Here is a 24,824-nt window from a genome sequence, read left to right as displayed (position 1 = left end):
ATCGTTGCTGATCGATTATATTTAGCTGTTATTATTTTCCACGTTATTCAAATTGCTGCATATGCACCGGTCGTTCCTGTTATTCATTATTGGTTGTTGCACATTCATGGGGCCTCTCCGGGCACAGGAAATGTATGAAAGGGCCAACCGGTTTACCCGGTTGCTGAGTAAAGCGCAGCAGGCGCAAACACTGTTTCCTTTTGACACCGGGGAGCGCTATCATTTTGCTTATGTGCCCCGCGACGACCGGAAGGGGATTTCTGTAAATGAGCTGAACCCTGCGCAGCGTAAAGCGCTCATGGCTTTGTTGAACACCGCGTTAAGCGAAGCCACGGTAAAAAAGGTGAATGATATTATGCAGCTGGACCTGGTACTGAAACAGCTGGAGCACCGGGAAGAAAACGATCATTACCGCGATCCGGGTAAATACTTCCTTACCATTTTTGGCGTGCCTGCCGCTAATACTATCTGGGGCTGGCGGTTTGAAGGGCATCATGTGGCATTTAATTTTTCGGCAGATAAAAAAGAACTTGTAGCCGGCACGCCGGCTTTCCTGGGAGCTAATCCTGCTATTGTGCTGGAAGGACCGCAAAAAGATAAAGAGGTATTGAGAGAAGAAACCACGCTGGCCTTTGACCTCCTGCATGCTTTATCCCCGGCGGAGTTACAGAAGGCGCTGGTAACCACCAAAGCGCCGGCGGAAATCATTACGGGCAACAGCCGCAACGCCATGATTGCACACCCGGAAGGCATCCGTTTTAAGGAGTTGAGCGCCGCGCATCAGCAGCTGTTACTACAACTTATTAATGTGTATGTACACCGTTTCACCAAACTGTTTGCCGATAAAATGCTGAAGGATATTCAGCAAGATGGTTTGGATAATTTGTGGTTTACATGGGCGGGAAGTACGGTACATGCGCTGGGAAATCCTTGCTACTACCGTATTCAGGGACCGGGCCTCATCATTGAATACGATAACACACAGAATAACGCCAACCATATCCATACCATTGTACGGGACCTGAAAAACGATTTTGGCGGAGATATGCTGCTGGAGCATTACCGGGCGGCACATGCGAAATAACGCAGCGGATGTTGTCTTTAATTCTGAGAAAGACAACATCCGCGGTAACTCTTACCTGCTTTGGGGCTTAGCTCTTATCGCTTCCAGCTCTGCTGCCAGTGCTTTTACCTTGTCAGGATATTGCGTGGCCAAATTATGCTGTTCGTTGGGGTCGTTGGTCAGGTGATAGAGTTGTGGCGCCGTATCGTTGCCCAGTTCAATATTTACATCCCGGTCGATTTTTGCGCCTTTTGAGGGTGATATATATTTCCAGTCGCCTGAAATAATGGCGAGGGTGCCGGCGTGTGTAACCAGGTAGGGGCGGTTTTGACGGGATTTGCCCAGCAGCTGTTGCAGCATGTCGAAGCTGTCCGGCGCTTCATCCGGCTGTATAGACTGACCCGTTAACCGGGCAAAGGAAGCAAAGAGGTCCAGTTGACTGATAAGTGTGTTGGACGTTTGTTTTGCTTTGATGCCGGCAGGCCATTTAACGATGAAAGGCACCCTGGCGCCGGCTTCGAAGGCACTGTACTTGCCGCCTCTCAAAGGTCCTGCGGGATGATGGTTACCTGCCAGCGCTGCTGCCTGGTCCAGGTATCCGTCGTTTAGCACGGGACCGTTGTCGCTGGAAAAAATGATGAGGGTGTTTTTGGTCAGCTCCAGGCTGTCCAGTGCTTTTACGATTTCACCTACGGTCCAGTCGAGTTGTAATATAGCGTCTCCTCTCAGGCCCATGCCGCTTTTGCCCCGGAACTGGCTATTGGGGTAGCGGGGTACATGGATATCGCCGCTGGCGAAATAGAGAAAGAATGGTTGCTGTTTATTTTTGCTGAAGAAGTCAATGGCTTTGCGGGTGATGATGCCTGCAATGTTTTCATCTTTCCAGCGGGCGCTGTTGCCGCCGCTCATCCAGCCGATCCTGCTGATGCTGTCTACGATGGTTTGGTTATGTCCCTGGTGGGGATCGGGGTGCATGCGCAGCTTTTCCGGGTTTTCCAGCCCGGTAGGATCGTTGCCTATTTTATGTTTGTAATTTACTTCGATAGGATCATTGGGATCTGCATTCACCACGTGGTGATCTTCCACAAACACACAGGGCACACGGTCGAGTGTGGCGGGCATAATAAAGGAATAGGTAAATCCTGCTTCCAGCGGACCGGGGCTGATGGATTTGTTCCAATCGATCCCGGTGCCGTCGCCAAGACCCAGGTGCCACTTGCCAATAACGGCGGTCTGGTAACCGGCATCTTTCAACATGCCCGGAAGGGTGCGGCGATCCGTAGGAAGGATCAGCGAAGCATCGCCGGGTGCGATGCCGGTATTTCGTTGCCGCCACGGATATTTGCCCGTTAAGATCCCAAAACGGGAAGGGGTACACGTGGCAGAAGTAGCATATGCATTGCTGAACCGGACGCCCTGCTGCGCCAGCCGGTCGATATGCGGTGTCCGGATCTTCTTCATGCCGTAACAGCTCAGGTCTCCATATCCGAGATCATCTGCATAAATAATAACGATGTTGGGTTTTTGCTGCGCAGATACTGTTAGCGAGAGTAGACCGCATAACAATCCGGTACTGATTTTTTGAATGAAATTCGTTTTTGTCATCAGGATAATTGTTCACTTTTAGCCCCTGATAGCGGAGGGGTACCGGCAAAGATGCGGATAAATATAGTTTTTTCCTGCTAAAAGTATGGGGGATAAAAAAGTGACTATTACCACCTTGCTGATTAATATATTTTACTGGCTGTTTATAAAAGGAGAGACAGGGCTTTATCCAGTATAAACGCCACCCGTTCCGCCACGGTGGCTTCAGGTAGCTTTACCAGCCTGTATCCCAGCCGTGTGTATACTTTTATCATGCTTTCGTAGGTTTGCACGGCTTCTTCAAAAGATTGTTTACGTTCCTTATCGTGTTCATAAATGGCCATCCACGGCGGTGTGAGAAACACGGTGGGATTAAACCGGTATAAGGTGGCGGCGTGCTCCATCTCTTCCGGAACGGGCAGTCCGCATAGCTCAAGATAACCGATGGTATCGGCAATACCCCGGTCGAAAAATACGGGGCGACTGGTGGCCGGCTGCTCCAGGTAATCCTGCAGCGACTGCTCAAACATCAGCCGGGCAAATGCCTGCCGGTTGGCCCAGGGCAGTGCCTGTCCGCCGGCCGCAACCTGCTGCCGGATAATTTCCCGGCCCGTTTCCGGAACGGTGATATGTCCCATGTCACGCAGCGCCGCTATGATAGCGGTTTTGCCCATGCCGGGCCCACCCGTGACAATAAAAAAGTGATCTCTTACTTTTTTGTTCATCTTAATAAATTAAAAAAATAAATAATTGGATAGAGGGGAGTGGGAGGGTGTAAAAAAATATTCCGCTGACAAACGTTATAAAGTATCTTTACGGCATCTATGCTGCAGGGAGTCAAGCAATTTCTATACCGTTCAGCCGAATATCACTGGAACAACATTGTGAATGTTGGTGTGCATCCTGCTATGCCTTATATAGAATCCAGGCGCACAAAATTATTGAATTTACTCTCATTGCCCTGTATTCCCTTTATGTTTTTTTACTGTATTTTAAATACCATCCAGGGCAGGTACATATTAGCGGCATTGAATGCTATTACTACCACTACTTCCGTACTGGTACTGATATTCCATAAAAAACGGATGTACCTCAGCGCAAGGATCGTACTTATTTGCATCAGCATCCTGATCTATACTTTTACCGGTGTTTATTTTCATAACGGAGCGGAATACTTCTTACTGAACATTCTTTTTATCGTGATCCTGATCTACGACAATAAGTGGGTAGTGGGCAGCCTGAGTGTATTGGTGATCGCGGCTTTTATGCTGATCGTATTTATGCCGCGGTCGTGGTACCTGGCGCCGCCGGTGCCGGTAGAAAGGGTGTGGTTTAATGTGGCCGTTGCGTTGGCGTTTGTAGTGGTGGCACTTAGTTTTTTTAAGTATATCCAGTCGGATTACCAGCGGGAAATTGAGCAGCAGCGACAAACGCTGGTGTCGATGAACAAGGATAAAGAAAAACTTTTCTCTATTGTGGCGCATGATATCCGCAGCCCGCTGGCCACGCTGGAAAGCCTGCTGGACATGTTCCGGAAAGGGCAATATCCCCGTGATGATATGGAAGAAGCGGCGGATGTACTGTATAAAAAAGTGGCGCAGCTGGGCGTTACACTCGATAATGTATTGCGCTGGAGCACCCGCAGCATGAAAGGCATTCAAACCCGGCCCCGGCATTTTTTACTGGCGCCGGTAGTAACGGAAGTGCTTCATTTTTTTGAACTGATCATACAGCAAAAACAGATCACCGTAGAATTGCAGATACCCGTATCTACGGCCTTGTATGCGGACCGCGACCAGGTGTCGGTAATTCTTCGCAATCTTTTCAGCAATGCGCTGAAGTTTAGTTATACCGGTGGGCAGATTGAAGTAAAAGCGCAGATAACAGATGAAGTGGTGATCACGATTACGGATCACGGTGTGGGCATGTCGCCGCAGCAACTCAGTACGCTGTTCACTTCCCACCAGCATCCGGGATATGGTACGGATGGTGAGCGTGGCACGGGACTCGGGCTATTGCTTTGCCGGGAATTTGCAGAACAGAATGGCGGCGTGATTAAAGTAACAAGTTTGCGGGAAAGCGGCACCAGCTTTACCCTGCTTTTTGTAAAAGGCGACTTTTCCCCGGAAGACGAGGCCGCTTTCAATTAGCTATTATTGCAAGGCTTCCTGCATGCGTATGATATGGTCCCGGTTAGTAAGCCCCCACTGATCAATGGCGGCTACCAACGGCAGTATACTTTCCCCGGTAGGCGTGAGGTAATATTCCACTTTTAGCGGCGTACCGGGAAAGATCTTTTTACATACCATTCCGTATTCTTCCAGTTCGCGCAGCTGCATATTGATCACCCTGGGAGCGGCGCTGCTGATAGCGGTGTGCAGCTCGCTGGGTCTGCGGACGCCTTTGCTGATGCTGTCCAGTATACAGGCTTTCCATTTGCCGCCCAGTACCTTCATGCTCACATTAATACCGCATTCCAGGTCTTCAGGTATTTTTCTCTCGTACATATACAGGTAATTATCCTACAATTTTAAAGAATTATTGGCGGACAGGGAATAAAGATTCCCGCAGGGAATAATTTTTCCCTTATTTTTTCCCTGCGCCGTTCTGTGGAAGTTTGTGTCATAAAATTTGAATGTATGACACAAAAGATTAACAAAGGAAGCGCGGTTACCGTTATCGGCTTAGGCGCTATGGGTATTACACTGGCGCAGCTTTTACTGGCGGCAGGATACAAAGTAACCGTATGGAACCGCAGCCCGGACAAAGCAGCGGCACTTGTTGCTGAAGGAGCAGTGCTGGCGCCGGATGCAGCATCGGCCATTGCTGCAAGCCCGGTTACCGTTATCTGCGTATACAACCACACCGCTACATTGGCGATACTTGATACACCCGCAGTAAGAAACGTGATCTCCGGCCGTACTTTATTACAGCTTACTACTATCAGTCCGGCGGAAGCCCGCTTTACCGCCGCCTGGGCAAAGGATAACGGTGCCGCCTATATGAATGGCTCCATCCAGGCAGCTCCGTCACAAATGGGCCGTCCGGATACGCCGATTCTGGTTTCAGGAGAGGAAGCCACCTATACTTTGCTCACGCCTGTGTTACAGGTATTTGGCGGCGGCATCTCTTACCTGGGCGCGGCTATCGGCGCAGCTCCTACAATGGACCTGGCCACGCTGTCGTATATCTACGGATCGGTGATCGGTTTCCTGCATGGGGTAAGGATCAGTGAGTCGGAGGGACTGGGAGTAGATCAGTACGCCGCTATTGTGGCAGGTATTACACCCACGTTTGGCGACTTCCTCCAACATGAGGGCAATATGATCCATACCAGCAACTTCCAGGTAACGGAGAGCCCAATGCGTATTTCTATTGAAGCCACCGCGCGGCTGGAAGCAACCGCCCGTGAAGCCGGTATCAATGCGGCTTTTCCGGCCTTTGCTTCGGCGCTGTTTAAGAAAGCGGCAGCTGCGGGTTATGAAAATGAAGAAGTGGCGGCGCTGATCAAAGTGATGCGCGATCCTGCCTGAGCTGGATTTTGTTTTATATTTGCCTTCTAAACAAGGCATTATGCATATCCTGGTGATTGAAGATGAGCAACGGGTGGCAGAGATGATCAGAAAAGGACTGGAAGAACAGGGCTTCCGGATCACGCTGGCCTATGATGGTGAGATGGGAAAGAAGCTGGCCCTGAACAGCTCCTTCGATCTCATCATTATGGATATCATCCTGCCAAAGATCAACGGATTGGATCTGTGTAAACAGATCAGGAGCGTGTTGCCGGATTGCCCCATTATTATGCTCACCGCCCTCGGAACTACAGACGATAAAGTGGAAGGCTTTGATGCCGGCGCGAATGATTACCTCGTGAAGCCGTTCGACTTCAGGGAACTGCACGCCCGCATCCGCGCACTGGTAAAGCGGAACCAGGCCGGTAATACTTTCAACCAGGGATTCCTGCTGCGCTTCGCGGATATGGAAATGAACCTGCAAACAAAAATTGTGAAAAGGGAAGATGTAGTGATAGACCTGACCCCAAAGGAATTCCGGCTGCTGGAATACATGATGAAAAACCCGGAACGCGTATTGTCCAGAACAGAGATCGCAGAAAAAGTATGGGATACCTTTGATTCCGGTACCAATTTTATTGATGTATATATTAATTATCTTAGGAAAAAGATAGACAAAAATTTTCCCACAAAGCTTATTCACACCCGCTCCGGAATGGGCTTTATATTTAAAGCAGAGTGAAAATAAGAACCCGGCTCATATTGCTGTTCATGGTACTCTTCGGGGTATTGCTGCTGGCATTTGCGGTGTTTATTTATATTTTTTCTGCCGGTAATCAGAAAGATGAATACTATGACCACCTGAAAAGGGAAGCGATCACCAAAGCCAATATGCTCCTGGACGCACGGGTACCACCGGCTGTTTTACAGCTTATCTATAAAAATGCCAACAACGATTTGTTTGAGGAAGAAGTAGCCATTTATGACACTGCTTTCCACCTGCAATATCATGATGCGGTAGATATAGATAAAGTAAAAGAAACGCCGGAGATGATCAACCGCATTATCCAGCAACTGGAAATCAGGTTTAAACAGGGTACATTACAGGTGGTTGGTTTCCTCTATGCACACCAGGGACGCCATTATGTAATTACTGCTGCGGCTACGGATAAGTATGGGCTGCAACGCCTGCAGGGATTGAAATACAGCCTCATCTTTTCTTATATCGGTATCATCGGTTTAACCATAATAGCCGGGTACTTTTTTGTAGGCAGGGCATTGAAACCGGTAGAGAAAATGGTGGACAAAGTAGAAGAGATCACCGCTACCAACCTCGATTTACGGGTACCCGTACAAAATGAAAAAGACGAAATAGGAGAACTGGCTACCACGTTTAATAAAATGCTGGACCGGCTGGAAAAATCCTTTGATGCCCAGAAGTATTTTGTCAGCAACATCTCTCATGAATTACGTACCCCTTTATCTACTATTGTGGGAGAATTGCAGATTGCTTTGATAAAGGACAGGTCCGCACCGGAATACAAAGAAGTGATCCGGCTGGCGCTGACTGATGCCCAACGCCTGGTAAAGCTCTCCAACGGCCTCCTGGATCTGGCAAAGGCCAGTTACGACCAAACGGAAATAGGCCGCAAAGCATTACGCACAGACGAATTACTGATGGATGCCCGTGATACCGTGATCCGGTCAAACGAAGGGTACCAGGTAGATATACAATTTGAACAGGAAATTGAAGATGATGATTTTATTTCAGTGAACGGGAATGAATACCTGTTGAAAGTAGCGTTTGTGAACCTGATGGAAAATGCGTGTAAGTTCTCTGCCAATCACCAGTGTATAGTGACTATTAATTACCACGGGCGCGTTGTTATACTGCGGTTTACCGACAATGGCATCGGCATATCCGCCACCGATCTTCCCAATATCTTCTCTGCATTTTACCGCGGCGCCAACCAGGATTTTACCGCGGGAAATGGTATCGGTCTTTCTTTAACCCAAAAGATCCTCGCCATGCACCAGGGCACTATCAGCGTTACTTCCCGCATGGATGAAGGCAGTACCTTTACGGTGGAAATACCGCACCTGTAGCGTTCTAATAAATTTCTAATAAAATTCTGTTCCCTTTCTAACGAGCCTTTCTATAAGGCCGGCCTACCTTTGCAGCGCATTAAAACAACAATGATGATGGACGCTGGTCCGGAACGTTACTTTATTTCTTCATCTCCTGCCTGATGTCATAGCGCTGCTGTGTTGTCAGCAGGTAAACTATAGCGCTGTGTTATACTTATTAAAAAGATTCCTTGCCATGGGCTTACTGGGTGCAACTGCCTGTCATACTGTAAACCGGGAGCCAGCCGCCGCCGCTGCAATCACCAGCGTCGATACCATCACCCTGCCACCGGCGCTGGCCGGCAAGGTGAAAATTTCCACGGTGGGAAGTACGGCTTATCAAAAACAGATTACTACCGCCGGCACCATAAAAGTGATTCCTACAAAGTATGCAGAAATAACGCCGCCCTTTGAAGGAAGAGTCACAAAATGCTTTCTGCAGCTGGGCATGAAAACCACGCCGGATATGCCGTTGTTTGAAATCAGTTCCCCGGATTTTATGGAAGCCCAGAAAACATTTTTCCAGGAAAAGGCGCAGCTGGAGCAGGCCCGCAAAACCTGCAAACGCCAGCAGGACCTGGTGGATAACGGCGTAGGTACACAGAAAGACCTGGAAGAAGCACAAACCGCCCTGGCAGTTGCGCAAAAGGAATATGATAATGCACAGATGGGCATCCGTCTCTTTAAAGCCAATCCCGGTACACTGGTACTCGGACAGCCCCTGGTAGTAAGAGCGCCGGTAGCCGGCGAGGTAATTGCCAACAAAGTAATACTGGGGCAATACATAAAGGAGGACGCCGGCAGTGTAGCCACCATCGCAGATGTATCTGCCCTGTGGATTGCCGGCCAGGTAAAAGAGAAAGACATCCGCTTTCTTCATACCGGCGATGAATGCCATATTGAGGTAGCTGCTTTACCTGGCGTAACCCTTACCGGGAAAGTGTATCATATTAATGCATTGGTAGATGAAGACACCCGCAGCATAGAAGTGCTGATCAGTGTACAAAATAATAACCGCGCGCTGAAACCCGGTATGTACGTAACCGTTAGTTTCTCCGGGCAACCGGAAAACGCTTTACAGATCCCGCTTACAGCCCTGCTGCAAAACGGCGATACGCCCGCGGTATGGGTGGCCGCTGCCAACGGGCAGTTTATAAAACGCAGCATTACTACTAATGGCGCCAACGGTCTGCAGGTGATTGTTACGGCAGGCTTACACGAAGGCGAGCGGATTATTTCCGAAGGCGCCTTCTATCTCTCCGGTACCAAATAACTACGCTTTTATTTCAACAGGATTTTATGAAGAAATTAATATCAGCTGCTATTCAGAAGCGCTGGCTGTTTGTTGCATTGTTCGTGCTGCTGGCGCTGTTCGGTTATTATTCCTGGAAACAGCTGGCACTGGAAGCTTACCCGGATATTGCCGACGTAACCTCACAGGTGGTAACACAGGTGCCGGGACTCGCTGCAGAAGAGGTGGAACAACAGATTACAGTGCCCGTAGAACGTGCGCTCAACGGCATGCCCGGCATGCATGTGATGAGAAGCAAAAGCACCTTTGGCTTATCAGTGATCACCATTGTTTTTGAAGACGGGATGGAAGACTACTGGGCGCGGCAACGGATCACAGAACGGCTGGGAGATGTAGAACTGCCGTATAACGCCAAACCCGGACTGGACCCGCTTACTTCACCCATCGGGGAAATATACCGGTATATTATTGAAAGCAATAATCATGATCTGAAAACGGTCACGGACCTGCAAAATTATACCATCATTCCACGCATCAAACAGGTAGCGGGTGTAGCAGATGTAACTAACTTTGGCGGGATCACCGCGCAATACCAGGTGGAAATTGATCCGCAGAAGATGGAACAGTACCATGTTTCCCTCGCAGACGTGCAAACCGCTATCAGTAACAACAATGCCAACAACGGCGGCAGTGTGCTCACCATGGGAGATCTCGGCTATGTGGTGCGCGGTATCGGGCTGGTGAAAACACTGGAAAGTCTTGGTGATGTAGTAGTAAAATCGGTGAACGGTGTACCCGTATTCCTGAAGGACCTGGGCCAACTGAAACTGGGCAACCTGGAACGCAAAGGCATCCTGGGCTATACCGACCGGCGCGTGAACTACTCCGAAGGCGACGAAGGAATTGTATTGCTGCTGAAAGGACAAAACCCTTCCGTGGTGCTGGAAGGTATTCACGCCGCGGTGGATGACCTGAACCGGCATATCCTGCCGGAAGGCGTGAGCATCCGTCCGTATCTCGACCGTACACAGCTCATCGACAACACGCTTCATACGGTGTCGCATACACTATTGGAAGGCATCGGGCTGGTGATAGCAGTGTTGATTATATTCCTGGGAAACTGGCGCGGGGCACTGATTGTAGCCATTACTATTCCGCTGGCATTGCTCATTGCTTTTATCGGGATGTACTTTACGCATATTCCCGCTAACCTGTTATCGCTTGGCGCTATTGACTTTGGTATCATCGTAGACGGTGCCATTGTAATGATGGAAGCCATCCTGAAAAAACGCGAAGATGATCCGGACGCGGAACTGGCAGAGTTAACCATTGCACAGAAGGCTACATTGGTAGCAAGACCGGTACTGTTTTCCACCATCATTATTATTACGGCTTACCTGCCGTTGTTTTCTTTTGAAAGAGTAGAACGCAAGCTGTTTACGCCGATGGCGTTTACAGTTGGATACGCGCTGCTGGGCGCGCTGGCCGTGGCGTTGCTACTTATACCCGGACTGGCATTTGCCGTATACCGGAAGCCGCGTAAGCTGTATCATAACAGGTGGCTGGACCGGTTGACCAATGCTTACAAGCATCGCCTGGAACAGCTCATGAGCAGGCCAACGCGGGTATTCATTCCGCTGGCGCTGGTGCTCACAGGCGCCATCGTGTTGTCTGTTACCGTTGGCAAGGATTTTCTGCCGCCACTGGATGAAGGTACCATCTGGCTGCAGGTACAGCTGCCGCCGGGTATTTCACTGCAACGTTCAAAAGAAATGAGCGACAGCCTGCGGCAACATACCATGAAATATGAAGAGGTAACGTATGTGATGGTGCAGGCTGGCCGTAACGATGATGGCACCGACCCGTGGACGGCCTCTCATTTTGAATGTAGCATCGGGCTGAAGCCTTACCGTGAGTGGAAGCGGGGAAGAACTAAAGCAGACCTTATTAACGATCTGGCGCTGGAATATGCCACCATGCCGGGTTACAGCGTTGGGTTCAGTCAGCCTATGATCGATGGGGTGATGGATAAAATTTCCGGTGCGCATAGTGAGCTGGTTGTAAAAGTATACGGTGACGATTTTAAAGAAACACGCCGTATTGCAGATGAAATAGCCACCACTTTAAAACAGGTAAAAGGTGCTGCCGATGTAGCCATCGACCAGGAGCCGCCTTTGCCGCAGTTGCAGATCACTGTAGACAGGGACGCCCTTGCAAGGTATGGCCTCAATGTAAGTGATGTGGGAGAACTGATAGAAGTGGCTATTGGCGGTAAGGCGGTGTCGCAGGTGTTTGCAGGCAACAAAGTATTTGATGTAACCTGCCGGTATGCGGAAAGCAGCAGGGACACGCCGGAGAAGATCGCCGGCCTGATGCTCACTTCCGCCACCGGTGCTAAGATACCACTGGCGCAGGTAGCCACCGTAAAAACCGCTGCCGGCGAAAGCACCATCACCCGCGAATGGAATAAGCGGCACCTGACCGTGAAGCTGAACCTGCGGGGAAACGACCTCACCGCATTTCTCGCCGACGCACGGCAGCAGATAGAAAAACAGGTACAATATGACCACGCGAAATACACTATTAAATGGGGTGGCCAGTTTGAGAATCAGCGCCGCGCGTATAGTAAGCTGCTCGTCGTAGTGCCGTTGGCGTTAGCCATCATGTTTTTACTGCTTTACAGCGCCTTTGGAAAATTCCGGCAGGCAGGGCTGATCCTGGGCGTAGTGCCATTGGCATTGTTTGGGGGCATGCTGGCGCTAAATGTCCGCGGGATGACGCTCAATGTATCCTCCGCTGTGGGTTTCATCGCGTTGTTTGGGGTAGCTGTGCAGAATGGAGTGATCCTGGTATCGCAGATCAACGACCTGCGTAAGCAGGGATACGGGTTGATGAATGCCGTGATCGATGGCGCCCGTAACCGTTTCCGGCCGGTATTGATGACGGCCTCCGTTGCAGCGCTGGGGTTACTGCCGGCTTCTTTTGCCACGGGCATAGGGTCTGATGTGCAGCGGCCGCTGGCTACCGTAATCGTATATGGGTTACTGTTAGCTACCGTGATTACCTTATTTGTATTGCCGGCCCTGTATTATCTCATGGAAAGAAAATGGAGTGCTTCACCAGCAGAATAAATAAATTATGCAGTTTTTATATAGATTTTTTGGGCAGATGTTTTTATGGATGGCCATTCATAGCGCAGTACTCGCGCAGGCAGATAGTAACTTTCAGCAGACGCCTGTTCCACTGGCCGGCTACCTTCGCCTGGTGGCCACGCAACACCTGGGCTATGCCGCGCAGCAGTATAATGTGAGCATTGCCGCGGCAGGGATAGAAAGCGCCAAAGTATTTCCAGATCCACAGCTTTCGCTGGACGGCTTCGACAACCAGCACCGGGTGCTGAAGTTATCGTATGGATATAATTCAGGCATCAGTACCACGCTGGAGCTGGGCGGCAAAAGAAAAGCCAGGGTAGCATTGGCGCAGAGCGGGCTTGAACTGAGCCAGGCGCAATTGCAGGACTATTTCCGCCAACTGCGTGCCGACGCCACCATCGCCTGGTATAATGCCTTGCTGCAGCAAGGACTTTTGCGGGTGCAGCAACATGCCGGCGATATTATGCGGCAGCTCGCTGCTGCCGATGCTATACGGTTTCAGAAAGGTGTGATAACGGCAACGGATGCACGACAATCAGAACTGGAAGCGAACCAGTTGCTCAACAGCATATACCAGCAGGAGGCAGATTTCAAAACAGCGCTGGTGCAGTTAAACATCAACACCGGCAGGTCGCACGGTGATACGTTGCTGCTGCCCGCCGGTGGCTTTGATCACCTGGAAAGGGATTTCAACTTAGCCATACTGATTGCGGATGCGCAGGAAAGTCGCGCGGATATCCTGGCGGCTAACGCCACAAAAACCGTAGCGGAGAAAAGTCTCGCCCTGGTAAAGGCTAACCGGAAAATAGACCTCGGCATCAATGCCGGTGTTGGCTACAATGCCGCAGCTACCAGCGATATTGCTCCCACACCGCGTTACATTGCCAGCAGCGCGGGCATCTCTGTGCCGCTGAAATGGTCCAATCATTACAAGGGGGATCTGCATAGTGCGCAGTATGCCATCAAACAGGCCGGCGTGGCGTACAACCAGGTGCAGCTGCAAATCCAGGTGGAAGTAACCCAGGCATGGTATAATTATCATGCAGCACAACAACAGGTGCAGCAATTTGAACATACGCTGCTCACCAGTGCGCAGCAGGTACTACAGGGAAAGATGTACAGCTATCAACGCGGGGAAACCTCGCTGCTGGAAGTATTGAACGCACAACGTACCTGGAATGAGGTGCAGCAGAACTACCAGGAGGCGTTGTTCCGCTATGCGGCAGCGCTGGTAGAGCTGGAAAGGGCAGCGGGCATCTGGGATATTTCCTGACACATCAGGACACTACAGGATAGTTTATTACAGGTATTCATTATCTTGTTCTGCTCCACGTTTAATTGTTCAATATGAAAAAACTCCTTGTTCCTGTTGCGGGATTATTTTTACTTACTGCAACAGCTTCCGCTCAAACTGCCAAAGGCCCGGCACCACTGAAATTTGAAAAGCGGCAGATCGCTGCAGAAAGTTATGAATCCGTGGCGGTGATGGATGTAAACAATGATAAGATCCCCGACCTGGTATCCGGCGCTTTCTGGTATGAAGGACCGGCGTATTTTAAGCGTCATTATATTGGCCCGGTAAAACAGTTTGGCGAGTACTGGGACGACTTCTCCACGATTCCGTTTGATGTAAACGGTGATGGCCGCATGGATTATGTGACCGGCGGCTGGTTTGGAAAAACGCTGGTATGGAAGGAGAACCCGGGGAACGACAAGGAATGGACAGAACACGTAATTGCCACTCCCGGCAATATTGAAACCACCCGTTCGTGGGACCTTGATGGCGACGGCATACCGGAAATTATTCCCAACACGCCCAATGATCCGCTGGTGGTATATCATTATACCAAAGGCGCGTTTACGGCGCATACAGTGCTGGACCGTAAATCGGGGCATGGCCTGGGCAGCGGGGATATTAACGGCGACGGCCGTACGGACCTCGTAGTGCCGGAAGGATGGGTAGAAGCGCCGGCATCGCCCTACAGCGCCGCCTGGGCTTTCCACCCGGAGTTTAATCTTGGCACCGCGAGTGTGCCTGTAATAGTGGCCGATGTAAATAAAGACGGTCTGCCTGACCTCATTGCAGGACAGGGGCATGATTATGGGCTCGACTGGTACGAGCAAAAGAAAGATACCAAAACAAACAAGCGGTTATGGATCAAACATGCTATTGACCCTTTTAATTCGCAATACCATACCATGTTGTGGGAAGATATAGATGGAGATAATGAGCCGGAGCTGATAACCGGAAAGCGTTACCGCGCGCACAACGACCATGATCCGGGTTCCAGTGATCCCTGCGGCATCTATTATTTTAAATGGAACGGCGCTTCCTTCACCAAACAGGTGATCAGCTATGGATCAAAAGGAGCAGGGTTATATTTTGTAACCCATGATCTTACCGGGTCCGGCAGAAAAGATGTGATTGTTGCCGGCAAGGATGGATTGTTTATCTTTTATAACAAGGGATCTTTATAAAAATACTGCCTGCAAGATAAGCAGGCAGTATACTGTGAAAAAAAATGTTCCTGCGGGTCAGGAATTATTCTTCGCCAGCCAGTTCTCAATGGCGGCTCCAATATTAGCAGTGAGGGTGGTTTCATTATCCTTGCCCTGCTCAAACCAATGGTTAGCTCCTTCGTTGTCCTGCTTTTTTTCCAGGTAAATAGTTTTCTCAGGAAGACGGACGATGAACACATCTTCGTCGCGGCGCGTAACCCCTGTTTCGTGGTTGTCGAGTTGTATGCTGAAGGTATTCATGGCTAAAAAGTTTATCTTTTATGGTACAATCATTATGCCTTATGTGGGCTGGTTGGTCCTTTTTTTGTTTCTTCGCAGCTGAGTCCTCTTTATCCTATTTAACAAGACCAACAAAATGTGCGTATGATCATTAAAGAGTTACCTGTTGTTATTGAAACTCCGAGAGGGAGTGGTGAAAAATACGATTTCGACCCTGCATCCCGGTTTTTTGTACTCAGTAAGATATTATCCGCCGGTATGGTGTTCCCTTATGATTTTGGTTTTATCCTTGGAACCAAAGGAGCCGATGGAGATCCGCTGGATGTGATGGTGATCTCCGAATTTAAAAGCTTTCCCGGCTGCCTGATTAAATGCCGTTTGCTGGGCGCCATCAAAGCAGAACAAAAGGAAAGGGATGGTACAGTAATCCGGAACGACCGCTACATCGCAGTGCCGGTGTTATCAAAATTATATAAAGGAGTGGATGCCGTGTCGGCGCAAACCATCCGTGAAATAGAACATTTCTTTATTACCTATAATGAGCAGGAAGGAAAACAGTTTACTCCACTGGGATATATAGAAGCAGCTCCTGCTTATGAGCAGATAAAATTTCCTGAAAAATAAATGTCGCGCCTACACTTTTGGGTCAAAGCGATCCATCAGCTGCGCTGCAGATGTCTGCAGCGGTGCCGGTATATTTTGTTATCCCCAGCCCTCGTCATACCGGGTGGCATGTGCATTTTTGGTGAAAATCTGCTTTCGACACGATTATTGTAATTATCATCCCAACGGTGCCGGTTTGGGTGATGGTGGGCGCCTCCCCGTTTGGAGGTACTGTAGCCGCCGCCGCTGTAGTGGTAGCTATTAACAGGAGCCTGGTCCGGATCTCTTTGAAAAGCAGTAAGATCAACCACGTGATAAAAGGACAGCATGGAATAAATGGTGATTGTGCATTTTATTACACGGTTTTATAGTTGATTGTGGAATTAATGGCATCCCCATAGCAAGGATCAACCAGTATATATTTTAGGATTATATATTTTGTACAATGATAAATGCCCCGACAAAGGCAACTTTAAGTGAACCGGCTACGGCGTCTGATAGGTTTCCCCCCGGTGGAGGTGAAACAGGTGAACTGATCCGTTCTTTTAACTGGAGCGCTACTCCCTTAGGGAGGGCGGACCAGTGGTCGCAAAGTTTAAAGACCTGTATACAGATTTTACTCTCCTCTGCGCAACCCATGCTCCTGTGCTGGGGCAATGAAAATATCTTTATATATAATGATGCCTGCCGGGAATTACTTGGCAATCGGCACCCTTTGTCGATGGGACAACCGGCAGCAACGGTATGGCCTGCCTTATGGTCAACCCCTGAAGCGGCTGTAATAACTCCACAGCTGCGGCTGATGCAGCCGGATGGCAGTTGCTACCAGTTTGACGGCATGCCTGTAAAGGATGATACCGGCGACACCGGCGCCTTGTTTATCGGCGTATCCCTGCATAACGGGAAAGCGCCTACGTTTGTTAAAACGGACCTTAGTAATTTCACCAGGACATTGCTGGAGCAGCTGGACCCGGTGATCCGGGAAGCGGGTCTCACCCTCGTTATTAACCTGGGGATTGTTTCGGAAGATGTGTATATAGACAGGGACATCTGGGAACAGATCCTGTTATCATTGCTTACTAACGCCCTTAGCTATACGTTGCAGGGGGGCGTAGCGGTAAGGCTTAGCCAGGAAGACAACCGGGTAGTACTTTCAATAGCGGATACCGGTATCGGCATTCCCCCAGGGCTGTTGTCTGAAATCAATGCAGCATTGCAGGGACCGCCCCGGAGCCGTGGTGGCCTCACTGTAGTAAATGAAGGTATCCTCCTGCATGGCGGAGCGCTGCAGATCAGCAGCATTCCCGGCGAGGGAAGCACCTTTACCATATCCATTCCGGTTGGTCATGCACATCTGCCTGCTGCGGAAGTGGTTCACCATGCTGTCCCGGTACATAAGGCTTATCATGGTTATCTGCCGCAAATGACTTCAGCTATCCGGATGTGCCACGGGAAACTCCTGCAGCAACATACAGGGTCACATTATCAGCAACTGCTGGAAGCGCTGCCGGCCGCCGTATACACCTGCGACAAGGAAGGCCATGTACTCCTTTACAATACAGCAGCCGTTTCTTTATGGGGCAGAACACCCGTGGCAGGGGTAGATATGTGGTGTGGTTCCTGGAAAATATATGAGTCCGATGGCATTACGCCCATTGACCTGGACAGCTGCCCGATGGCGGAGGCCATTAAAGGTGGCACACCGGTGAGAGGAAAAGTTATCATGATAGAAAGACCCGACGGCTCCAGGCGCATCATCCAGCCATACCCCGATCCGATATTCGATAGCGCCGGTAATCTCCAGGGTGCGGTGAATATGCTGGTAGATATTACCGACCAGAAAAGCGCGGAAGAATATGTATCCAAACTGGCAGCTATCGTGGAATTTTCAGATGACGCCATTGTCAGTAAAACGCTGGATGGTATAATTACCAGCTGGAACCCGGGCGCAGAAAGGTTGTTTGGGTATACTGCGGAAGAAATGAAAGGGGAAGCCATCACCCGAATCATTCCGGCCGACAGGCTGGATGAGGAATCCCGGATCATTGAGCAACTCAGGGCCGGCAACAGGGTAGATCATTTTGAAACAAAGCGTGTCACCAAAGACGGGCAGCTGCTGGACATCTCCCTGACCATCTCCCCGGTAAAAGATCTCCATGGAAATATAATAGGCGCTTCCAAAATAGCCCGGGACATTACGCAACAAAAGAGATTATTCCAGGCGCTCCAGGAAAGCGAATCCAAATATATGCAGCTGGCTGTCAAACTGGAGGCAATAGTAGAACAGCGAACCAAAGAACTGGTGGAAGCCAATTTCTATCTCGAAAAATCAAACCGCGAACTGGAACAGTTTGCCTATGTAACCAGCCACGATTTACAGGAACCCCTGCGGAAGATCCATACGTTTGCGGGCATGTTGTTTAATGTAAACAAAGACATCCTTTCCGATACCTCCCGGATGTACATTGAAAAAGTAATGCAAAGCGCCAAACGGATGTCGCTCCTGATCAGTGAGCTGCTGGATTACTCCCGGCTGGTACACGTAAAAGATCCGTTTGTGGAAACTGACCTCAACGAAATCCTGAAAAATGTAATGACAGATTTTGAGGTGCTGATCAGCCAGCACGATGTTACCATTACCGCAAATGAACTGCCCCGTCTTACCGTAAGTCCCTTGCAGATGAACCAGCTGTTTCATAACCTTATTGGTAATGCTATTAAGTTTTTATCACCCGGAAGAAAGCCCCGGATCAATATTCACGCGGAGTCGCTTAGTGCTGCGGACCTGGCCGCATTCCCGGACCTGGAAACGGGAAGGGACTACTGCACTATCACGGTGGCGGACAATGGTATCGGGTTTGACCAGATATATGCCGATAAAATCTTCCAGATCTTTCAACGGCTAAACGACCGTACTGTTTATGAAGGAACAGGAATAGGACTGGCCCTGTGTAATAAAATCGTACTAAACCATAAAGGAGGAATTTATGCGACCGGCGTACCGGATAAGGGCGCCGTTTTTAAAGTGATCCTGCCAATGTAAAGGGATGTGTCCGATCTGTTGTGCTTTTGTTAATTGTGTTTGTTTTTTGAAGAAAGGTGGGTTATTGCAGGCCGCTGATTTTTTCAGGAACATTTCCTGCTGTACTTTTGCAACAGTTACAACTTTTCTTTTTCCTCGTTTGTTTTCATAGTTCGAATTGTTACCAATTTATCCTGCCATTAAACTGCCCTGCAATGAGAGAGAAATTAATCAGCTTACTAATTGATCCGGATCGCGACCGGCGTAACCAGTTCTATCTTGCGCTGGACCTCCTGAACGTGAGTAAAGCCTGCATTTCGCAGGATAACACCAGTAAAGCGCTGGACTATTTTAAGAAGCACCCCGACCTTGTCCCGGACTACATTTTTTTAGACAGCCTGTTACCTTCAGATGAAACGCCCCAGTTTCTGCGCGAGCTAAGGAAGATCAAACGTCTGAAACAGGTACCGGTTATCTGGTATGCCGCTTCCTTTGAACCCGATCAGCAGCAGGCCATCCGGGAAGCCGGATTTGCCGCAGGCTTAGCCAAGCAGAGCGACCTGTATAGGCTCAAAGGGAATCTTAAAGTACTCTTCCAGAGCGAACTGCAGGAAAATGTGATGCCGGACGAAGCTTCTGCTGCCACCCGCTTTAAGATGAAGATGAAGGAAATGTTACTGCAAACCCAGTCGTTACTGGAAGCGCCGGAACATCTGCTCACTCATTCCTGATTTATTTTATTCCGATTGCAATGCCTTCACAGGATTGGCCATCGCAGCTTTCGTACCCTGGAAGCTGATGGTGAGTAATGCAATGAGCGCCGTAAGGATGCCCGCTGCCGCAAACATCCACCACTGCAGTGATACCCGGTAATCGACATTGCGCAGGGCTTCCTGCATGGCCAGCACCGCCAGCGGTACCGTAATCACAAAAGCAATGAATACCGGTTTCAGGAATTCTTTAGCAAGCATATACCAGATCCTGCCCACGCTGGCGCCCATAATTTTACGGATACCGATTTCTTTGCTGCGCCTTTCCGCGAGGTAGGTAGATAAACCAAATAACCCCAGGCAGGAGATCAGGATAGCCAGGCTGCTGGTCCAGTTAAGCATGAACCCGGACGAACGCAAGCCTGTAAACATTTTCCGGTAAGCTTCTTTAGTGAAGCTGAATTCAAACGGGAATTCAGGATTACTTTTTTTGATAGCCGCTTCAATTTTTGCAAGGGCTGTTTCCGGGTGCTCCGTTTTACGAAGCCGTACAAAAATATGGCTCATGGGGCCGGAGCCAAAATAGATGACCAGCGGTGGCGACGACCGGTAAGGGTTATTGACCACAAAGTCTTTCACTACCCCAATGATCGGATTGTTACCAAGCATGGTACCGATCACCGGTTCCTTCAATCCCATTTTCTTTACGGCAGCTTCATTTACCAGGCATCCGGCGGAATCGCGGCCATACTCCGGGCTGAAATCGCGGCCTGCGGCGAGTTGTAGCCCGGCGGTTTTTACCCAGTCGTATTTCACCCAGGTAATATTAATGGAGAAGTTCTGATCCGCGGTTTTCCCGGGCCAGGCAATGCCATCGGTAGCGCCGCCAAATCGTAACAGGTCGTCCGTACCGGCCGACACGCTTTCTATTTCAGGAATACGCAGCAGGTCTTCCTGCAGCAGGAGGTACTTGTTCGCCATTTCGCCGCGGGCGGGTATTTCCAGCAGGTTGTCCTGGTTGTAACCCACAGGCCGGTTTTCGCCATACTGCAACTGTTTGTATATAACGATGGTGGTGATAATAAGAAAAATGGAGATGATAAACTGGAACGTCACGAGGCTTTTCCGGAATAATCCGCCACCACGATTGGTGGATATGACGCCCTTTAACACCTTTACGGGACGGAAGCCGCTCAGGAAAAACGCCGGATAGCTGCCGGCTACCAGGCCGGTGAACAGGAGCAGCAATAATAACCCGGTCCATATCTGCCAGTTCATAAAATCAAGGCTGATACTTTTACCGGATATCCTGTTAAGTCCCGGCAGTGCCAGTTTCGCCAGCAGTATTCCCAGGAGCAACGCGCCAAAGGTGACGATCAGCGCTTCTATGAGAAATTGAAGGATGATAGTGATCCGCGATGCGCCCAGCACTTTTCTTACGCCTACCTCTCTTGCGCGGCGCTCTGCACGTGCAGTAGAGAGGTTCATGAAATTAATACACGCAATCAGTAAAATAAAAAGGCCGATGGTGCCTAGCAGCAGCATGATCTCTATACGCCCGCCGCTGGGCTTACCATTTTTGAACCCGCTGTGGAGGTGCAGCGCGGTGAACGGATAGGCAAACAGGTAGTTGATACTATCTGTAGCATTTGCTATCCTTGACTCCTTCAGCTTTTTGTTAAAGCCCTCCACGCTGCTTCCCGGCTGCAACAGGGCGATGTTCCCAACACGGTAATTATCCCAGCGGTTGATCCAATCGGCGTTCTCCAGTTCATAAAGGCGGAAGGGGAGCACTACATCAAATTGAATGGAACTGTTTTCCGGTGCATCGCGGATCACCGCTGCCACCCGGAGGTGATGCTGATTATTATGTTTGATAATACTGCCAATTGGATCTTTATCGCCAAACAACCTATGGGCGGTACTTTCCGTAAGTATGATGGCGCCCGGGTCCTGAAGGGCGGTAACGGGATTCCCGGAAATAGCCGGGAAGGTAAAGATGTTAAAGTAATCAGGGTCGGCGTACATGCTTTGCTGGTAAATACTTTTCTTACCGGTGCTGAGCAGCTGTTGCCCGCCATATGCCTGACGCGTGGTATATTTTATTTCTGGGAACCCAAGTTTCATTTTCTCTGCCAGTGGCGCCGGGGTAGCGTCCCCGGTAAACCACCTGCCATCGTGGTACGAATTACTCATCAGCTGGTAAATACTTGCTTTGTGCTGATGGAAGGCATCATAACTAACCTCCCCGTTGATCCATAACAGGATAATGATGCCCGTCGCCAAACCAATGGAGAGGCCACCTATATTGATAAGGGTGGAAAGTTTGTTTTTAAGGAGATTTCTCCAGCCGTGCCTGCAGTAGTTTTTGAACATAGCGGATAGTTTTGGGAGAAGAACGGGTTCTTCTATACTACCTAAAATTAACTGCGGGCGCGGAACATTTATTTATAATGTGACAGAAGTTGCATTTGCTGTGATGAAAACAGCTTTGCGTTATGCCGGTCCCTGTTTCCTCCATGTCAGGATAAATCCTGCAGCTACCACCACCAATAATAATATAGACGAGATGGTGGAGATCTTTCTTCCGAGGAAGAAAGTGGCCGGTTCAAAGCGGAACACGATTTCGTGTTTACCTGCCGGCACAACGAGGCCGCGCAGGGCATAGTTTACCCGGAGAATAGGCGTTTCTTTCCCGTCGATAAAGGCTTTCCAGCCGGCGGGGTAATAAATATCGGAGAACACCCCCAATCCTGCGCCGCTATTCACAGAAGTATATTTCAGTTCGTTGAGGCCATATTTATCGAGTACAATGCGTGCGTTGCTATCGGCGGCGGGAGTGAAGGCGCCGGTAGTTTGCTGAAAGCGCTGGTCGATGATCACGGTATCTGCCGGGTTAAAATGATCGAGCGCTTTCATTTCCGCATTGGCATTGGGCGCCCACTGAATGGCTTTTACAAACCAGGCGTTGCCGAGTGCGCCGGGGTTGCGTTGCGCAACCGGCTGACCGCTCTGCCGGTCGGGTACTATAAAGTAGCGGGTGTTCAGCATGTTGAACACTGCCATATTGTTTTTGGTGAGCTGGTGTTGGATGAGGTCTTCGTAGATCCATAGCTTCGCCGGACTTTGCCCGCCGATGGATTTATGAAAGTAGCTCGTATTGGCATCGAGAAAAGGATTGGTAGTGGCGTTGAGCACGCGGTAATAAGGGTCTTTGTCGCGCAGGATCATTTCATCCGCAGGCGACGGGGCGATATAGTTTTCCAGGTTGGATGCTTCCATGAAGCTATCTTCATTGAGATAACTTTTATCTACCTGGAAAAGATCAAACAGCACCGCAAAGGCAATAATTCCTGTAGCGTATACCGGTTTTAATTTTTCTTTCAGGGAGAACCAGAGCGCTGCAAAGGCGATGAGTATAAACACCAGTGCGCGGATGCCATCGGCGCGCAGCATGGCGCTGCGGTCCTGTTTGAGGGCATTCAATAATCTCGCGGCGGGTATTTCACCGCCCAGCATTTGTGTATACCGGGCAAGGATGTTACTATCATTAGGGCCATTGAAGGCATATACCATACTGCCGCCAATGGCCAGCAGTAATACCAGCCCGCCGGTTACATACAGCGTCATTTTAAGGTGTTGTTCCAGCCAGGCTTTTGTCTGCTTACCATATAATAATTCCTGTAAAGCCCAGCATGCGAGGATCACCATCGTAACCTGTGGAATTACCAGCGCCATTGTAGGTGCGCGGAATTTACTATATAAGGGAAGATGATAAAAGAGAAAGTTATTCAGTTCCGGGAAGTTGTAGCCCCAGCTGAGTACTATGCCGATGAGCGTGGCGGCTATCAGCCACCATTTATGCCAGCTGTGAACAATGAACAGGCCGAGTACAAACAGGAAGCAAATGATAGCGCCAATATAAACAGGGCCACCGGTGAAGGGCTGGCCACCCCAGTATAACTGCCACGAGGGCCGTTCTACGGCTTCCGCCGCCTTTGCAGGTGGTACGCCAATATCAGTGAGGGTTTGGTAAACATGAGAACCGGTAGACAGCTTTTCAGAAGTAGACCCGCCTACGAGATGGGGCAGCAGCATGGTAAAGGTTTCCCCTTTGCCATAGCTCCATTGAAATGCGTAGCCGATATCGAGGCCGCCGGATTTCTTCGGGGCCTTGTCGGGCTGGTCTGTTGTTAACTCCGACTGGCTGCCCCGGATAGTGTAGCTGGTATACTCTTTCATGATGAGCAGGTTATCCATTGAAGGGAGGATAGCCAGGATACCGGCAGCCACTAATATCGCTGATGCTTTGAAAAAGGCGGGTAACTGCTTTTCCCGGAAAGCGTGTATGCCCGCAGCTATTGCCAGGCATAGAGCGATGATGCCGGTGTAGTAGGTGATTTGCGGGTGGTTGTTGTAGATCATCACCGCTGCCGCCAGGGCAGTGAGACTTCCGCCAGCGAGGTATTGTTTTCGATAAGCGAGGATGATACCGCCCAGTACCGGCGCTATATAAGCCATGCTCATTACTTTGGTGATATGCCCGGCATCGATGCTCGTAATGGTAAACGTAGCAAAACCGTAAGCAATGGCGCCGGTTATCCTTATCCAGTATTTAAAGTTGAGCACACATAGCAATACATACATGCCCATCATCAGCACAAAGAACATATCTACCGGGTTGGGGAGGTACAAAGCAAATACGCGGTTCAGGATGCCTACTTTGTTGGTAGAGGGACCGGTGTAGATAACATAGGTGGGCATACCGCCAAACATGCTGTTGGTCCAGAGGGGAATATCGCCGGTAGCTTCGTAGTAATCGCCCGCTTCTTTTTGCATGCCTTTGTAATGCACCATGTCCGATTGCAATAATTGTTTGCCTTCCAGTACAGGGCTGCAAAACACAAATGCCAGGGCTACAAAGAGGAGCAAAGCGCACAGGTGAGGAGTTAAAGCTTTAAGCCATGTATATTTCATATTGCGCTGGTTTTCATATTATTTAGGAAGGACAGTTAATGTAGGTTATAATTACTTAGGCCCCTTTGGGGGCTGTTGACTTA

19 protein-coding genes are annotated in these 24,824 nt (G+C 49.7%); 13 read left to right on the top strand and 6 right to left on the bottom strand.

Annotated elements, in window-relative coordinates:
* Positions 1-61: 61 nt before the first annotated feature.
* Positions 62-1,084 (top strand): DUF3500 domain-containing protein, encoded by a 1,023-nt coding sequence (locus B5Z18_RS25475; protein ID WP_079472351.1) that lies wholly within the window; start codon positions 62-64, stop codon positions 1,082-1,084.
* Between the two features lie 51 nt (positions 1,085-1,135).
* On the opposite strand, the gene B5Z18_RS25470 is transcribed toward B5Z18_RS25475, so the two are convergent.
* Positions 1,136-2,668 (bottom strand): sulfatase family protein, encoded by a 1,533-nt coding sequence (locus tag B5Z18_RS25470; RefSeq protein ID WP_079472350.1) that lies wholly within the window; start codon positions 2,666-2,668, stop codon positions 1,136-1,138.
* Positions 2,669-2,811: 143 nt separating this feature from the next.
* On the bottom strand, positions 2,812-3,372 hold the full coding sequence (locus B5Z18_RS25465; RefSeq protein WP_079472349.1) for an AAA family ATPase: 561 nt from the start codon (positions 3,370-3,372) through the stop codon (positions 2,812-2,814).
* A gap of 99 nt (positions 3,373-3,471) precedes the next feature.
* On the opposite strand from B5Z18_RS25465, the gene B5Z18_RS25460 reads away from it, so the two are divergent.
* Positions 3,472-4,797, top strand: a complete 1,326-nt coding sequence (locus B5Z18_RS25460; protein WP_079472348.1) for a sensor histidine kinase — start codon at positions 3,472-3,474, stop codon at positions 4,795-4,797.
* Positions 4,798-4,800: 3 nt separating this feature from the next.
* Here the strand turns inward: B5Z18_RS25460 and B5Z18_RS25455 are convergent, their stop codons facing one another.
* Positions 4,801-5,154, bottom strand: a complete 354-nt coding sequence (locus B5Z18_RS25455; protein WP_079472347.1) for a winged helix-turn-helix transcriptional regulator — start codon at positions 5,152-5,154, stop codon at positions 4,801-4,803.
* Positions 5,155-5,286: 132 nt separating this feature from the next.
* Between B5Z18_RS25455 and B5Z18_RS25450 the strand changes: the two genes are divergently transcribed.
* The 7 genes from B5Z18_RS25450 (at position 5,287) to B5Z18_RS25420 (ending at position 15,168) form a co-directional block, all read left to right on the top strand.
* The gene (locus B5Z18_RS25450) at positions 5,287-6,180 is read left to right on the top strand and encodes an NAD(P)-dependent oxidoreductase (protein ID WP_079472346.1); all 894 of its coding nucleotides are present in this window, start codon (positions 5,287-5,289) and stop codon (positions 6,178-6,180) included.
* Between the two features lie 40 nt (positions 6,181-6,220).
* A complete protein-coding gene (locus B5Z18_RS25445; RefSeq protein WP_079472345.1) occupies positions 6,221-6,901 on the top strand; it encodes a response regulator transcription factor in 681 nt (226 codons plus the stop codon).
* Positions 6,898-8,265, top strand: a complete 1,368-nt coding sequence (locus B5Z18_RS25440) for a HAMP domain-containing sensor histidine kinase (protein WP_079472344.1) — start codon at positions 6,898-6,900, stop codon at positions 8,263-8,265. Before B5Z18_RS25445 ends, B5Z18_RS25440 begins: the two co-directional genes overlap by 4 nt.
* Positions 8,266-8,452: 187 nt before the next feature.
* A complete protein-coding gene (locus B5Z18_RS25435; RefSeq protein WP_143313690.1) occupies positions 8,453-9,559 on the top strand; it encodes an efflux RND transporter periplasmic adaptor subunit in 1,107 nt (368 codons plus the stop codon).
* Positions 9,560-9,585: 26 nt separating this feature from the next.
* Complete coding sequence (locus B5Z18_RS25430) at positions 9,586-12,669, top strand: efflux RND transporter permease subunit (protein ID WP_079472342.1); 3,084 nt, start codon at positions 9,586-9,588, stop codon at positions 12,667-12,669.
* 37 nt (positions 12,670-12,706) lie between these two features.
* Complete coding sequence (locus tag B5Z18_RS25425) at positions 12,707-13,963, top strand: TolC family protein (RefSeq protein ID WP_159454427.1); 1,257 nt, start codon at positions 12,707-12,709, stop codon at positions 13,961-13,963.
* Positions 13,964-14,037: 74 nt separating this feature from the next.
* Complete coding sequence (locus B5Z18_RS25420; protein ID WP_079472340.1) at positions 14,038-15,168, top strand: FG-GAP-like repeat-containing protein; 1,131 nt, start codon at positions 14,038-14,040, stop codon at positions 15,166-15,168.
* A gap of 57 nt (positions 15,169-15,225) precedes the next feature.
* On the opposite strand, the gene B5Z18_RS25415 is transcribed toward B5Z18_RS25420, so the two are convergent.
* Positions 15,226-15,450 carry a hypothetical protein gene (locus B5Z18_RS25415; RefSeq protein ID WP_079472339.1) on the bottom strand — a complete coding sequence of 75 codons (225 nt, stop codon included), beginning with the start codon at positions 15,448-15,450 and terminating at the stop codon, positions 15,226-15,228.
* A gap of 123 nt (positions 15,451-15,573) precedes the next feature.
* Here B5Z18_RS25415 and B5Z18_RS25410 point away from each other — a divergent pair, with 123 nt between their 5' ends.
* The 4 genes from B5Z18_RS25410 (at position 15,574) to B5Z18_RS25400 (ending at position 19,785) form a co-directional block, all read left to right on the top strand.
* The gene (locus tag B5Z18_RS25410) at positions 15,574-16,053 is read left to right on the top strand and encodes an inorganic diphosphatase (RefSeq protein ID WP_079472338.1); all 480 of its coding nucleotides are present in this window, start codon (positions 15,574-15,576) and stop codon (positions 16,051-16,053) included.
* 167 nt (positions 16,054-16,220) lie between these two features.
* Complete coding sequence (locus B5Z18_RS32370) at positions 16,221-16,403, top strand: hypothetical protein (protein ID WP_143313689.1); 183 nt, start codon at positions 16,221-16,223, stop codon at positions 16,401-16,403.
* Between the two features lie 74 nt (positions 16,404-16,477).
* The gene (locus B5Z18_RS25405; RefSeq protein ID WP_079472337.1) at positions 16,478-19,075 is read left to right on the top strand and encodes an ATP-binding protein; all 2,598 of its coding nucleotides are present in this window, start codon (positions 16,478-16,480) and stop codon (positions 19,073-19,075) included.
* Between the two features lie 194 nt (positions 19,076-19,269).
* Complete coding sequence (locus B5Z18_RS25400) at positions 19,270-19,785, top strand: response regulator (protein ID WP_079472336.1); 516 nt, start codon at positions 19,270-19,272, stop codon at positions 19,783-19,785.
* A gap of 6 nt (positions 19,786-19,791) precedes the next feature.
* On the opposite strand, the gene B5Z18_RS25395 is transcribed toward B5Z18_RS25400, so the two are convergent.
* Positions 19,792-22,140, bottom strand: coding sequence for an ABC transporter permease (locus tag B5Z18_RS25395; protein ID WP_079472334.1), 2,349 nt, complete (start codon positions 22,138-22,140; stop codon positions 19,792-19,794).
* Positions 22,141-22,260: 120 nt separating this feature from the next.
* Positions 22,261-24,741, bottom strand: a complete 2,481-nt coding sequence (locus tag B5Z18_RS25390) for a YfhO family protein (protein ID WP_079472333.1) — start codon at positions 24,739-24,741, stop codon at positions 22,261-22,263.
* Positions 24,742-24,824: the final 83 nt, after the last annotated feature.

The sequence above is a fragment of the Chitinophaga ginsengisegetis genome, assembly GCF_900168065.1.
GTDB lineage: Bacteria > Bacteroidota > Bacteroidia > Chitinophagales > Chitinophagaceae > Chitinophaga > Chitinophaga ginsengisegetis.
The sequence above is the reverse complement of the archived record's forward strand: the minus strand, read 5'-3'. Positions and strand labels throughout refer to the sequence as shown.

What these genes read in the sequence shown, in the direction of transcription:
- B5Z18_RS25465 (WP_079472349.1), bottom strand. Translation starts at nt 3,372, where the DNA reads ATGAACAAAAAAGTAAGAGATCACTTTTTTATTGTCACGGGTGGGCCC.
- B5Z18_RS25430 (WP_079472342.1), top strand. Translation starts at nt 9,586, where the DNA reads ATGAAGAAATTAATATCAGCTGCTATTCAGAAGCGCTGGCTGTTTGTT.
- B5Z18_RS25455 (WP_079472347.1), bottom strand. Translation starts at nt 5,154, where the DNA reads ATGTACGAGAGAAAAATACCTGAAGACCTGGAATGCGGTATTAATGTG.
- B5Z18_RS25470 (WP_079472350.1), bottom strand. Translation starts at nt 2,668, where the DNA reads ATGACAAAAACGAATTTCATTCAAAAAATCAGTACCGGATTGTTATGC.
- B5Z18_RS25460 (WP_079472348.1), top strand. Translation starts at nt 3,472, where the DNA reads ATGCTGCAGGGAGTCAAGCAATTTCTATACCGTTCAGCCGAATATCAC.
- B5Z18_RS25475 (WP_079472351.1), top strand. Translation starts at nt 62, where the DNA reads ATGCACCGGTCGTTCCTGTTATTCATTATTGGTTGTTGCACATTCATG.
- B5Z18_RS25410 (WP_079472338.1), top strand. Translation starts at nt 15,574, where the DNA reads ATGATCATTAAAGAGTTACCTGTTGTTATTGAAACTCCGAGAGGGAGT.
- B5Z18_RS25400 (WP_079472336.1), top strand. Translation starts at nt 19,270, where the DNA reads ATGAGAGAGAAATTAATCAGCTTACTAATTGATCCGGATCGCGACCGG.
- B5Z18_RS25420 (WP_079472340.1), top strand. Translation starts at nt 14,038, where the DNA reads ATGAAAAAACTCCTTGTTCCTGTTGCGGGATTATTTTTACTTACTGCA.
- B5Z18_RS25415 (WP_079472339.1), bottom strand. Translation starts at nt 15,450, where the DNA reads ATGAATACCTTCAGCATACAACTCGACAACCACGAAACAGGGGTTACG.
- B5Z18_RS25390 (WP_079472333.1), bottom strand. Translation starts at nt 24,741, where the DNA reads ATGAAATATACATGGCTTAAAGCTTTAACTCCTCACCTGTGCGCTTTG.
- B5Z18_RS25425 (WP_159454427.1), top strand. Translation starts at nt 12,707, where the DNA reads ATGTTTTTATGGATGGCCATTCATAGCGCAGTACTCGCGCAGGCAGAT.
- B5Z18_RS25395 (WP_079472334.1), bottom strand. Translation starts at nt 22,140, where the DNA reads ATGTTCAAAAACTACTGCAGGCACGGCTGGAGAAATCTCCTTAAAAAC.
- B5Z18_RS25405 (WP_079472337.1), top strand. Translation starts at nt 16,478, where the DNA reads ATGATAAATGCCCCGACAAAGGCAACTTTAAGTGAACCGGCTACGGCG.
- B5Z18_RS25450 (WP_079472346.1), top strand. Translation starts at nt 5,287, where the DNA reads ATGACACAAAAGATTAACAAAGGAAGCGCGGTTACCGTTATCGGCTTA.
- B5Z18_RS25445 (WP_079472345.1), top strand. Translation starts at nt 6,221, where the DNA reads ATGCATATCCTGGTGATTGAAGATGAGCAACGGGTGGCAGAGATGATC.